Source organism: Desulfallas sp. Bu1-1, assembly GCF_015594625.1.
Lineage (GTDB): Bacteria > Bacillota > Desulfotomaculia > Desulfotomaculales > Desulfallaceae > JADNRQ01.
Window position 1 is genome coordinate 387,124 of the sequence record NZ_JADNRQ010000001.1, and the last position, 11,789, is coordinate 398,912.

General features: G+C 49.8%; 13 protein-coding genes. 9 read left to right on the plus strand and 4 right to left on the minus strand.

From position 1 onward, the window contains the following. Positions 1–94: 94 nt before the first annotated feature. From IT084_RS01725 to IT084_RS01740, 4 genes are all read left to right on the plus strand, one after another. Positions 95–397: a hypothetical protein gene (locus IT084_RS01725; RefSeq protein WP_195710517.1), complete on the plus strand. Its 303-nt coding sequence runs from the start codon at positions 95–97 to the stop codon at positions 395–397. 37 nt (positions 398–434) lie between these two features. Continuing rightward, positions 435–1,382 (plus strand): HD domain-containing protein, encoded by a 948-nt coding sequence (locus tag IT084_RS01730; RefSeq protein WP_313885405.1) that lies wholly within the window; start codon positions 435–437, stop codon positions 1,380–1,382. An 88-nt stretch (positions 1,383–1,470) separates the two neighbouring features. Continuing rightward, positions 1,471–1,638 carry a hypothetical protein gene (locus tag IT084_RS01735; RefSeq protein ID WP_243276645.1) on the plus strand — a complete coding sequence of 56 codons (168 nt, stop codon included), beginning with the start codon at positions 1,471–1,473 and terminating at the stop codon, positions 1,636–1,638. Between the two features lie 179 nt (positions 1,639–1,817). Further along, positions 1,818–5,603, plus strand: coding sequence for a hypothetical protein (locus tag IT084_RS01740; RefSeq protein WP_195710521.1), 3,786 nt, complete (start codon positions 1,818–1,820; stop codon positions 5,601–5,603). A 165-nt stretch (positions 5,604–5,768) separates the two neighbouring features. On the opposite strand, the gene IT084_RS01745 is transcribed toward IT084_RS01740, so the two are convergent. Then, on the minus strand, positions 5,769–5,912 hold the full coding sequence (locus IT084_RS01745; RefSeq protein ID WP_195710523.1) for a hypothetical protein: 144 nt from the start codon (positions 5,910–5,912) through the stop codon (positions 5,769–5,771). After that, positions 5,909–6,160: a hypothetical protein gene (locus tag IT084_RS01750; RefSeq protein WP_195710525.1), complete on the minus strand. Its 252-nt coding sequence runs from the start codon at positions 6,158–6,160 to the stop codon at positions 5,909–5,911. The genes IT084_RS01745 and IT084_RS01750 overlap by 4 nt, the downstream gene beginning before the upstream one ends. Before the next feature lie 816 nt (positions 6,161–6,976). Between IT084_RS01750 and IT084_RS01755 the strand changes: the two genes are divergently transcribed. Both IT084_RS01755 and IT084_RS01760 read left to right on the plus strand, forming a co-directional pair. Further along, positions 6,977–7,918, plus strand: coding sequence for a toll/interleukin-1 receptor domain-containing protein (locus IT084_RS01755; protein WP_195710527.1), 942 nt, complete (start codon positions 6,977–6,979; stop codon positions 7,916–7,918). Between the two features lie 255 nt (positions 7,919–8,173). Continuing rightward, complete coding sequence (locus IT084_RS01760) at positions 8,174–8,485, plus strand: hypothetical protein (RefSeq protein WP_195710529.1); 312 nt, start codon at positions 8,174–8,176, stop codon at positions 8,483–8,485. Positions 8,486–9,033: 548 nt separating this feature from the next. On the opposite strand, the gene IT084_RS01765 is transcribed toward IT084_RS01760, so the two are convergent. Together IT084_RS01765 and IT084_RS01770 are read right to left on the minus strand one after the other, a co-directional pair. After that, positions 9,034–9,231 carry a hypothetical protein gene (locus IT084_RS01765; RefSeq protein WP_195710531.1) on the minus strand — a complete coding sequence of 66 codons (198 nt, stop codon included), beginning with the start codon at positions 9,229–9,231 and terminating at the stop codon, positions 9,034–9,036. 192 nt (positions 9,232–9,423) lie between these two features. After that, positions 9,424–9,897, minus strand: a complete 474-nt coding sequence (locus IT084_RS01770; protein ID WP_195710533.1) for a hypothetical protein — start codon at positions 9,895–9,897, stop codon at positions 9,424–9,426. Positions 9,898–10,015: 118 nt separating this feature from the next. Between IT084_RS01770 and IT084_RS01775 the strand changes: the two genes are divergently transcribed. From IT084_RS01775 to IT084_RS01785, 3 genes are read left to right on the plus strand one after another with little or no spacing between them, the layout of a single operon-like run. After that, positions 10,016–10,462, plus strand: a complete 447-nt coding sequence (locus IT084_RS01775) for a hypothetical protein (protein WP_195710535.1) — start codon at positions 10,016–10,018, stop codon at positions 10,460–10,462. A gap of 41 nt (positions 10,463–10,503) precedes the next feature. Continuing rightward, positions 10,504–11,178, plus strand: coding sequence for a hypothetical protein (locus IT084_RS17970; protein ID WP_243276647.1), 675 nt, complete (start codon positions 10,504–10,506; stop codon positions 11,176–11,178). Next, entirely contained in the window at positions 11,103–11,705 is a 603-nt protein-coding gene (locus tag IT084_RS01785) for a hypothetical protein (RefSeq protein WP_195710537.1), read from the plus strand. Before IT084_RS17970 ends, IT084_RS01785 begins: the two co-directional genes overlap by 76 nt. The last annotated feature ends 84 nt before the right edge of the window (positions 11,706–11,789 follow it).

The following is an 11,789-nucleotide window of genomic DNA, read 5'->3' on the forward strand; positions in this document are numbered from 1 at the left end:
GATTTTTTCTTTATGACAAACTGCTGTCAATGCGAACCGGTACAATGAAATCAAACCTGCAAGCGGGGAGAGACGTGTTTCCGACCACGCCGCCATGCGGTGGTCCCAGCGGGTCGACCCCGGGGCCAAACCGGCACCTGAAGAAATTGCCTTTCTGCTTTGGCTGTATTTAATTACCGACCAAATTGAATGGTTGATCCCACAAAACCCCGGTATCTTTTGCGCTGCCGGTGACATTATCTTCTGCGGCTCGCTGGTTGACGGGGAACTGGTGGTGAAAACTTTTATAGGCCGAAAAAGTACCAACCCGGCCCTGCGCTGGGAACCGGTTAAGGCTATTCTGTGGCATAACAGGCAGGCCCGGAAGGAGATGGGAGTCTACGCCAGGGCCATTTAATTTCAGTGGGCAAACTCCAAAGGGAGGGGGAATGACAGTGGACGGCACAACTATTAACAACCTGCAGCCCGGGGACGAGGTAAACGGCGCTTATGCACTGCGCGGCAAGAAATTACTGCCTTACCGGGATGGAAAAGGGTTTTTCATCAGGCTAACCCTGGCAGACAAAACGGGCCGGGTGGAAGGCCTGGTATGGGAACAGGCGGAAGAAATCAACAAATGCTGCCGGGCCGGTGATGTGGTCCAAGTGACCGGCCGCGTCACCGAATACAACGGGGCCATCCAGCTGAACCTGGCGTCCGTGGAAAAGTGCCCGGATGACCAGGTGGTGCCGGAAAGGTTTATTTCGTCTACCGGCATCACCAGGGAAGAAGTATGGGAAACTTGGCTCAACATCGCGGCCACCATCAAAACACCACCTTTAAAGCAGCTGCTTTTGCTGATGGCCAATGACCAAAACCTGATGGAAGCTATGGCCGGGAGCCCGGCCGCCAAGCACAATCACCATGCCCTGCTGGGCGGGCTGTGGCAGCACAGCATGGGTATAGTCAAGGCCGCCGAAGGGGTGGCGGCAGCTTATCCCCGGGTTGACCGGGACCTGCTGGTCACGGGGGCCTTACTGCACGATATCGGTAAAATAGAAGAATACCGGGTCCGGGCGGATATAGATTACACCGACGCGGGCAGGCTCCTGGGGCATATTGTTCTGGGGGCCGGCCTGGTGGACCGGTACATCGCCCGGGTGCCCGGGTTTCCCGCGGTGCTGCGCTTAAAACTGCTGCACATGATTGTCAGCCACCACGGGCACTACGAATGGCAGTCGCCCAAGCGGCCGAAGTTTCTTGAAGCGGCCATACTACACCAACTGGACATGATTGACGCCCAGGTGGATATGTTCGGCGCGGCAACCTCCAGCGGGCGGGCCCCCGGGGATAACTGGACCGGCTGGGTCCGCAGTCTAGACAGATATGTTTTTTGTGGTTGATTTTGTAATTAATTGCAGGTTTTTGGGTTTGCCCGGCGAAAAGAAAAATATGGATATGAACGCATGATCAATGCGGCCGGAGGTTTTTATGATGGGCGGAAAACCCAAAAAAGACGCCAGCCGGGGCCTGCGCCTGAACATGATCATTGACCATATCAACAAGCGGACACCCTATGGCGGGGTAACCGTAAAAGAGCTGGCGGATAAATACGAAGTCACCGAGCGGCAGATCCACCGGGATCAATGTTTTCGATGATTATGATTCGGATTTTTTAAATGTATTGGAAAACTTAGTCGTTAAAATGTGAAATTCCGGAAAAAGAACTTCATCTTTTTATTCTAACAGTCTTTGCATTGGTAAGAACGCTTTAAAAATTGATGATAATCGTTAATTATACCGACCATTGGGTTCCACTGTAAGGGGGTACGATCATCTTGTATGTCTTTTCAATAAGTGATAACGACCTTAAAAATTTGACTCCAGAGCGGGCAGTTGATTTTTTCAGACGCCTTTTATGGGCAGAGGCTGCGAGGACCGGCGTAAGTCTTAACCTAATTGATGTACCTCAATGCATCAATGTAGGCGATGGAGGGTTGGATGCTTTTATTGAAAATGCTACTCCTATATTTGATGATCTTATTCCCCAGGGGTCAACCGGTTACCAGATAAAAGCTTCTGATTTACAACCTTCACAGTGCAGAAAAGAGGTTCATCAAAACAATAATTTGGATAATCCATTAAAACCAGAGGTTAAAAAGCTGCTAGATAATAATGGTACTTACGTCCTTGTTCTTTTTGGTGACTTGACGGTACAAAATAAAAAGAAGCGACTATCAGCAATACAAGACGAACTCCAAAAATATGGATATAACGAACCTAAGGTACGGATTTATACCATAAGTCAACTGGTGGGTTTTACCGAGCGTTTTCCTTCCCTTGTTGCTTTGTTAAAGAACGAACGCAACCAGTGTTTAGCTTATAGTGCCTGGTCCCTGAACAGAGATGTGAGCATCCCCGAGGTATTTGTTCAAGATGAATGCAGACAGAAAATTATGAAGGAAATTCAGGATAAGATTCGTTACCCGGAAGGTAAATGTCAGGTGTTACGGATAACTGGGTTATCCGGTCTTGGTAAAACCAGACTCGTTTTTGAAGCGCTTGCTTCCGATGATCTGAAAAATAGAGTTATTTATGTGAAGGCCGATCGGTTTAAAAACAGTGAACTCTGCCATGCCCTGCAATCTGATAGTAGTTTATCGGCCATTATTGTTATTGATGATTGTGATCTGGAGCAGCATGAAGAGTTTGTCAGGTTTTTTTCAAATCGAGGTGCCAGGCTTGCGCTGATTACGCTTTCATATGACCCGGGAAATGTTGCTGCCCCTACTTTAACTTATAGACTAAAACCCCTGAGCAAAGAAAATATAAAAGAGATTCTAAAAAATGAATGTCCGGGGCTTCCTCAAAGTGTAGCCGACAGAATTGCCGAATTTGCTGATGGTTATCCCAGAATAGCAACTTTATTGGCTGAAAACTTTCTTGCAAATCCAGGAGTTTCAGCTGGTGACCTTTTGGCTGTTAGTGACGACGCCCTTTTTAACCGCTTAATAGCAGGACGAAAGGATGTAAGTTCAGAGCAGTTCAAAAAAGAAAAAAGGGTATTAATGGGTTTGGCGTTGTTTGAAAAAGTTGGCTACAATGGGCATTTATCGGTGGAAGCAAAATGGATTTCTGAATGGATGAATATTAATTGGTTGGATTTTCAAGAAATTGTTAGAGAGCAAAAGCAAAGGGGGATAATTCAGGGAGAACACTATTTATATGTAACGCCTTTTTTACTTGCTGTCCATCTTGTCAGGGAGTGGTGGGAAACCTACGGCAATGAGCTTAATTTTGAACAATTTATTGACGGAATGCCTGATGAATTTAGACATGATCTTATGCTCCGTTTTTTTGTCCGCATTCCCTATATCAGTACGACTGAACCGGGGCGACAACTTGTTAAAAAGCTACTTAGTGAAAGGGGTTTATTTGCCGATGGTTCCTTATTGAAAACAAAGCTGGGAGCGGAGTTTTTTCTAAAGCTTACAGAAGCAGACCCCGAGACAGCTTTGATTTGTCTTAAAAGGACGATTGGAACATGGAATAAAGACGAATTGCTTAATTTTACCACAGGCCGGCGGGAGGTTGTTTGGGCGCTGGAGAAAATAGCCGTATGGAAGAACCTCTTTGCTGATGCGGCCAGACTACTGCTTGCGCTTGGCGAGGCTGAAAATGAAGCATATGCCAATAATGCGAGTGGTGTTTTCGCAGGTTTGTTTTCGCCGGGACCTGGTCAGGTAGCACCGACGGAAGCATCGCCTGAAGAGCGTTTTCCTATTTTAGTAGAAGCGCTAAGCTGCGGCTCTATGGAACGAAAAAAGCTGGCTTTACGTGCATTTGATTGTGCATTGCATTCTGGACATTTTAGTCGTATGGTAGGTGCGGAGTATCAAGGAGGAAGGAAGCCGCCCGAACTTTGGCAACCTAAAACATACGGTGAGTTATTTGATGCCTATCGCAGGGTCTGGCAATGCCTTGAAGAAAATCTTGAAAAACTGCCAGAAGAAATCCGAAAGGATGCAGTTAGAATTTTATTAAACAATGCAAGAGGCTTGGTTTCCATACGAAACCTTTCTGAAATGGTAATGAATACATTAAAAAATTTGGCTGCCAATTCATGTATTGATAAGGAAGAAATACTTTCTGTCGTTATTAGTATTCTTCATTATGACGGGAAAGAAATGCCACCGGAAGAGCGGCAGGAATGGATTACTTTCAGAGATAACTTGACCGGAGCCAGCTATTCAGAGCTTCTGAGGCGCTTTGTTGGGATGGATCTTTTAGAAGATTATTTTGACGAGGATGGTAATATAACAGATCAAGCAGAGTTAAAAATCCGGGAGCTTGCTTTACAAGCAGCACAGGACCCAGGCCTTCTTGTACCCGAATTTTCCTGGTTGATGACTGAGCGGGCTAAAAAAGGTCACGCTTTTGGTTATGAACTGGGCAAAGCGGATGCTGGTTTTTCTTTACTACCTACCATTTTATCAAAACAGGCTAAAGCCGGAGAAAAAGGAAGCGCTTTCTTTTTAGGAGGGTATTTTAAGGCAGTATTTGAGAAAAACCCTCAATTGTGGGAGGAAATACTTGATACTGCAGCCTCTGATGATAACCTTCGCGGGTTGATTCCCGAGCTTACCTGGCGCTCCGGTATCACTGACCGGGCTGCCGTACGCCTTCTGGAATTGGCGCAAAAGGGATATATAGAAATAAACGATTTTGGGATGTTTAGATTCGGCGGGGAAATCAGAAAGTTATCGGAGGCGGTTTTTTTTCAATGGGCGAATTTTTTATTACAAGAACCAACGGGCCAGGGCGCTCAAATACTGTTGGATCTGTTTTACTTTTACTATTGCTACCAGAAAGAAGGAGGAAAAATTCCTAAAGAGCTTGCGCTAAACTTACTTTTGCATTATTTCTTTTTTGAAAACCCCTGCAAAGTTAAAAGAAATCAAATGGTAGAATATTGTTGGACGAAAATAGCTCTTGCCTTATTTGCACAGTATCCGGAAACCGGCATGATTCTCGGGGAAAAACTTTTAACTTATTTTGGCAACGAGGGTGGTATTATTTCGAGTGATTACTCCGAAGCAATACAAGTATTAAACGAGATTGCCCAGAGGTATCCTAAACAAATATGGAAAAAAATAATTTCATATATTGGGCCACCTATTGATGGCAGAGCCTTTTATATTACACATTGGTTGAGAGGCAATATTAGAAGGGGTGGTGTGGTTGAAAGAGGCTCCCTTACTTTATTTGATCCTGAGGACATATGGGAGTGGGTTGAAGAAAATATCGAAAAAAGAGCATGGTACTTAGCAACTTTTGTACCTCCGGTTTTATTTAGGGCGGGAGAGAAAACATGCTTTGCAAGAGAACTGTTAGTACGATATGGAGAACGCGATGACGTTCGTAGAAATCTTAGTGCAAATTTTTCTACCGAAAGTTGGTCCGGACCGGCAAGTATTCATTTCGAAAAAAAGAAAAATTTGCTACTTGATTATAAAAAAGAGGAAACTAACTCAAATGTTTTAAAATGGATTGAAGAATATGTTTGCTCACTGGAATACCAAATAGAGAAATCCAAAATTGAAGAGGAAAGAGAAGGATATTAGACAATATGGCAAGGGAAATGCTGGTTCTGAACGGTACTAATGGTGGACCTATTATACCCTAAGTGCCTGGGCTTTGAAAAAAAACAGCGTATGGATTCGTTCCTCAAGTTGAAATCCTTGGTCCTTTATTAGAGAATTTGTACTGAAAAGTCCTCATGCCAAATTTTAAAAAAGGATGCCGCACATCACCAGGTCCAGCTGATAGGTCAAGCTTCCGGGTCGGGCCTGGTCATGTGCGGCTTTTATTGTACCATGCATGCCTTCCTCGCGGGTCCCGTGCATGTCGGCCAGAGTGCCGGCCGGTCTCATGGGTCGGGCCTGTGGGTTGCCCTGGCCGGCACACTGGCCAGCTTTGGGGTCGGCAACGCGCCTGCCCGGTTGCGATACCGGCATTTAGTATGCCCGCTCAACCGCCTGCCTTCCGAGGAGGGGCGCCGCCCCCCCTCGGACACCCCCCGCCAGGGGGCGATGCTCCCCTGGACCCCCTTAAGGGCTTCGCCGCTGCCGGGCGGGGGCTGGCTGCCTGTTCCGCCCCGCACCGCTCCCGCTCCTTCCATTATACCGCTGCCTCACCGGGCGGGTTTGGTTTGACCTGCCACTGTTGCGAGGATGACAGCAAAGATTGGGCCGCGGCCTCGCCAAACAGTTGCCGGCCCGCCCGGTGTGCCCTCGTCAAGGGTGCGCTCCACAAAATTTTTTCCTTTTTTTGGGTTTAATTTTGGGGTCGGAAAAAATTTTGTTGCGCCCTCCGCGCTGCTCCGGCCCTTGACTTCGGGCACCGGCAGCGGTGCTGCCTTAGAAAAAAGGAGTGGTTTTCGTGTTGCACAGGTTGCTTAGCAGGGTTGAAGCAGGGCGGTTTGGCCGGGCGCTGGCCGGGCTGCAGGCCGGCTGGCAGTGGGAGTGTGAGGTCCGTCGCGCGGATCGGGTTGAGGGGCTGGTTCTCTACGGCGGTAAGCGGTACCGGGTGGCTATCGAGCAGCGGGGCGCCCGCTGCGTTGCGCGGTGCGGCTGTGACGATGCGGTGGCACGCGGGGTGCTGTGCAAGCACATCGCTTTCGCGGCTATGGCGGAGCTGGCCGCCGCCGCGGCAGCACGCAGTGCGCACCGGCAGCTGGAAGAGCTGGGCTAGGTGCCCGGCTCTTTTTTTGGTAGCGGTGGTTCCCGCTCCTCGGCTACTAGGGCGCAGCTGTACTCCTTAACGCATATACGGTTACCCTGGCGGACGCGGCTGCGGAACCTGATAAGCTGCAAAATGATTTAACCCTTGGAGTTTTATTACTGTTTGGGGTTATAGATTTAAGGTATAGATTCAGAAAGGAATTCTGAAAATGGTATGGAAATATTCTACAAGGAATTTGAGAGGAGATTACTCAATGAAAGATTTTTTCATTAGTTATAATAAAGCTGATCGTTCTTGGGCAGAATGGATAGCTTGGCAATTAGAAGAAGAAGGTTACTCAACAATTATTCAAGCATGGGACTTTAAGGCTGGTTCTAACTTTGTATTAGAAATGGATAAGGCTTTAAAGGAAGCAAGACGGGTAATTGCAGTTTTGTCTCCGGATTATTTGAATGCTCTTTATACTTATCCGGAGTGGGCCACAGCATTTGCACAGGACCCGACAGGTACAGGCAGAAATTTAATACCGGTTAGGGTAAAAGATTGTAAGCTTAGTGGGCTTTTATCACAAGTAGTATATATAGATTTAGTAAATTGTAGCGAAGCAGAAGCCAAGGATAAATTACTGAGCGAGATAAAAATTGGGCGACAAAAGCCTACAAAACCACCAGCATTCCCCGGAGGGAATGACATAATAAACCCTAAACCAACATTTCCTGAAAATAAGAAGGGAAAAGACAATAAAAAATCGTTTATAGATATACCCAACTTTAAAAAGATAACAGACCTGGATAAGAATAAATTCATTGCAGAAAACTTTGATGCATTATCTAAATTGTTGGAACATGCTCTATCGGAAACAAAAATTAAAAACCCAAATTTTGATTACACATTGGAAAAAATAAATCCCCGAAAAATTTTCGCTAGTTTATACCTTGATGGAAACTTGAAAAATAGTATAAAAATTTGGATGGATAATGAAATTGGTTTTGGTACAGATTCTATAAAAATTTTGTCTGGTAGAAGAGTGCAGGTGAATTATGATAATAGCTATAATGAACAAATAAACTGTGAGGTAAAGGAAGATAAAATGTATTTAAAAATGCTTTTTAGCTTTAAATCTGATAAAGCTAATGATATAGAAAGCATATTTAATATTATTTGGAGTGATTTGGTGGAACATTTGCGATATTAATAATAATTAAGCCACCCACCGTTTTCATTGCCGAGTGAATACAAAAATGCAATATGCATAAATTCCCAGCATTTTACCCTGGTAATACATATATTTGGTAAATCCGTATCTTTTAAAAAATCTAATGTTATTAAACTTAAAATGCAGGAATATCCAATATGGATGTCGAATCTTTGACTAAGCAACGTAGGCATGGGCACCATGTTTTGCGTTGCTTATTTATTTTAGATGGTATTACGAAAGGAGGTATTAGGGATGATTAAAATTATAATTGAAGATAACGAGATAGACTTAAAAGACCTAGATGAGGGTTGGGTCAATCAGCAAATCAATAAACGCCGACAAGATGGTTTTGAGGTTTGTGTTCAAGTCAAAATTCAAGAAGGTAATTTAAATATGCATCTCTCTACTCCCACTTGTCAAAAACCCTCCGGTGGTGGTGGGCGTGCGCCGAATGATGATGAGAAGAAGGTATTTATGCTTTGGGAACAGATGGGTCTTAATTCGCGCGATTTTACAGGTGGAAAGCTTATTGCTTTTTTAAAACGACTACAGTCTTATTATTAACACTAAAAGGAGCTGGGCTAGGTGCCCGGCTTTTTTTTGGTCGCGCCGTTGTCCCGCTCCCCGGCCACTAGGGCGCGGCTGTGCTCCTTAACGCATATACGGTTACTCTGGCGGACGCGGCTGCGGACCGCATTCAATCGGGTGGCTGCCCAAATTGTGGCTCACACCGGGCTGCTTTCACCGTGCACACCACGGCCTGGGCCGCTAAAGGGTCTGGTTGCTGGGGTCTCGCCCCGGGCCGTCATGTGCCTGGTCGAGCGATTATGTTCACCTGATCACCTATACGGCCCGCGTACATCGGAGCGGGGCTACAAACAGCGGAAAATTTTACTGACCCGCTCCGAAGTGCGCCTTACCTGGGTGCCGCAACCGAATGTTCTAGTGGCAGGCGAATTACGGCGAAACCCTGTGCCACCGGACAAAGTGCGACCGGATTTTAGGGCTATCCTCACGGGCCAACACCGGCCGCACCTTGCCCGGGCAAAACCCGGGCGGCGGGCATTTTGTGCATGTCGGCCGCACACCGGGCCGAGTTTTGGGGACCGGCTTTAGGTCCGGCCCGGAGTGCAGCCAGCTATGGGGTCCCAGTTCACGGGCTGTTCTTTAGGGTTCTCATAATGAACGGCCGGAAGTGCGCCCGATATGAATGCTTTCATTTCGGGTCCGGCGCACCTCCCGGCTTCATCCACCAGGCCGCCGGCTTCGCCCGCGGCCTTCCAACGCGCGGTAGTGGCATCGTCCCGCACACCCACCCCGCGTACAGGCTAGCGTACGCGCAGGGCTTTCTGCCGCCGGGTGGGCGTTGTTGCGCCCCGGGTATGGGGGGCCGCAGCTGCGGCCCCACGCGCGCTACCGCGCGCCCTTCCGCCAGGCTGCGGAAGCTTAATTATCTTGTTTATAACTGCAAAGGGAATTGATTTACCAATTGTGTTCATATATTATCTATGTGGTAGATGAGGAACATATTTGGTTATTATAAAGTACGGCCCGCCTCCACCATCAGTAACCAAAAATATTTTCAATACAATCTTGATCTCATCTTCAAAGACAACTACATTATCCACGAACTGCTGGACGAGGGGTTTTATTGACTCCTCGTTTTCTTTATCTTTGAACCGCTCATACAGGTCATCAAGATACCGGTTAACATCTTTCCTGGTTAACGTGATGGCCGTCCTGGCGGTCAGCCTGTCCAACTCCTGCTTTAAAAGGGCCGCTTCCCGCTCCCGCCTGGATAACTGCTCCACCAGCGCTTCTGATGTCTGCCCCTGTTCTATTAACTTCAGCAGGTTGTTTATTGCCATTTGGACCCTTTTTAATTCTTTTTCCAGGTATTTGGTTTCACCATCGGACTGGCTGGATAACTGGTTATAAAAACCAAATATTTTTTCAACCAGTGCTGGCCGTACCAACGAATTCACAGTCTTCCTGGACCTGGATTATAACCACACGGCTAGCGTCAGCAAAGACAGGACCGGCCTTTTCGACGGGCAGCTGTTCAAGCCTACGCCGGACATTGGCAGAAAACTGTTGGAATGGCTGGAGGCGGGGGTGGAAGTGCAAACCCGGGACGGGCGGCAGAAAAACCTGGTGGTGGTTGACGGGGGGCAGGCCGCCGGAGGCGGCGCCGGCGGCGGTACCCCGGAATACCACGAGCCTTTTAATACCGGCGAGAACGCCGGGAGCGGCAGCCCGGCGGGCCGCGGGCACGGGGCCGCGGAAGGCATTCCCGCCCAGGAGCCGCCGCCCTTGAGGGGAGAAACCGAGAGGGTTGGGAATCCGGCGCACGGTCCACAGGAGGAAAACCGTCCGGGCCGTACTCCCGCCCAAACCGGCGTAGACCGGACTGCCCGACCGCCCAAAACAACTAGCCAGGCCCCGGCCACCCAGGCCCAGATCAGAAAGATACACACCACCGCGGGAGAAACCGGACTGGATGATGCAATGCTCGGGCAGATCCTGAGCTGGACAGGCTGAATATATTCGTCGGCCGCAATAACAGCGGCAAGTCCAGCATCTTGGCCGCCATCGAATGGGCGCTCACCGGGCGAAACATGTGGACGGACCGGGCGGGCCGGGGGGCCGGCGATCTGGTCACCCGGGGGGAGAAATACTGCCAGGTGGGGCTGGAAATGGCAGGTTTCGGCGGGGTGGTGCGGGCCACGCCGTCCCACACCCTCACCGCCGGCAGGTACCGCAGCGTCCAGGAGGGCCAGGCCGCCATCTACCACCACCTGGGGACGGACGAAAGCCTGCTCCAGCTGGTGCTGAACGCCGGCGCTTTCACCGGCATGCCCCCGGCCGAACAGAAGGCGTTCTTATTTTCCCTGTGCGGTGTTTCCTTCACGGCGGATGAAATCGCCTCCGCCGTGGCTGAACATGTGCGCCGGACCGGAGCCGCTGAAGAACTGGCCCGGGAAGCGGCCCGGCGCAGCCGGTCATTAATGCCCAAGGGGATCAACGGCGACCCCGGCATTCTGGAGGGCAAGGATGTGCAGGATCGGATTGCCGGCCTGGAAAAAGCCCTGGCCGGCCGGGACGCCGCCCGGCGGGACCTGCGCAGCCTGGAGGCGGCCATCGAAAGCAGGCGAAAGGAACTGGAAACACCTGGCAGGAGGTGGCCGCCTGGGAGGAGGTACTGCAGAAAGGCGGCGCGGACCCGGAGGCGGCCGACCGCCTGCAGGAGCGCATAACCCGGGGGCGGGAGATCCTGCGCAGATTGGAAATTGCCGAACACGGCCGCCGGCAGGCCGCCCAGTTGCAGCAGGACCTGGAAACCCTGCAGCATGAAGTGGCCGTTGCCGACCACCTGGTCAAAGCCCTGGGCACCGGTGGCGTCAGGAAAAACCTGCTGGGCAACAGGCTGTCCGCATTCACCAACCATTTGAACAGCCTGCTGGCAGCCTGCACCGAGGGGCGCTACCAATTAATCTGGCAGAACGATTTCACCCCGCTGGTCACCCGGGACGGGCACGCCCTGCCGATGAAACTGCTCTCCAAAAGCGAACAACTGCGGGTAGGCATAGCGGTCCAGGCGGCCATCGCTAAAACCACCGGGCTTAATTTCCTGGCCGTGGACGAGGTGGACATGCTGGACCAGGATAACCGTGATCTCTTGACAGGTACCCTGCTGGAGGTGCTGGATGGACCAGTTCGACCAGGTGCTGCTGTTCTGCACCGTGGGCGATGTGCGACCCCAAAACCCGGGCCGCCGCCCTGAAAGGGTTAAATGTCAACTTTGGCCCGCTAAGCGGCGGCCCGCCGCCCGGGGGCGGGCACAAACGCGCGCCCATAGAGTAATTGC

Coding starts and splice junctions, on each gene's coding strand:
- IT084_RS01725 (WP_195710517.1), top strand. CDS start 95: ATGCGGTGGTCCCAGCGGGTCGACCCCGGGGCCAAACCGGCACCTGAA.
- IT084_RS01735 (WP_243276645.1), top strand. CDS start 1,471: ATGATGGGCGGAAAACCCAAAAAAGACGCCAGCCGGGGCCTGCGCCTG.
- IT084_RS01745 (WP_195710523.1), bottom strand. CDS start 5,912: ATGAGACCGGCCGGCACTCTGGCCGACATGCACGGGACCCGCGAGGAA.
- IT084_RS01750 (WP_195710525.1), bottom strand. CDS start 6,160: ATGGAAGGAGCGGGAGCGGTGCGGGGCGGAACAGGCAGCCAGCCCCCG.
- IT084_RS01755 (WP_195710527.1), top strand. CDS start 6,977: ATGAAAGATTTTTTCATTAGTTATAATAAAGCTGATCGTTCTTGGGCA.
- IT084_RS01760 (WP_195710529.1), top strand. CDS start 8,174: ATGATTAAAATTATAATTGAAGATAACGAGATAGACTTAAAAGACCTA.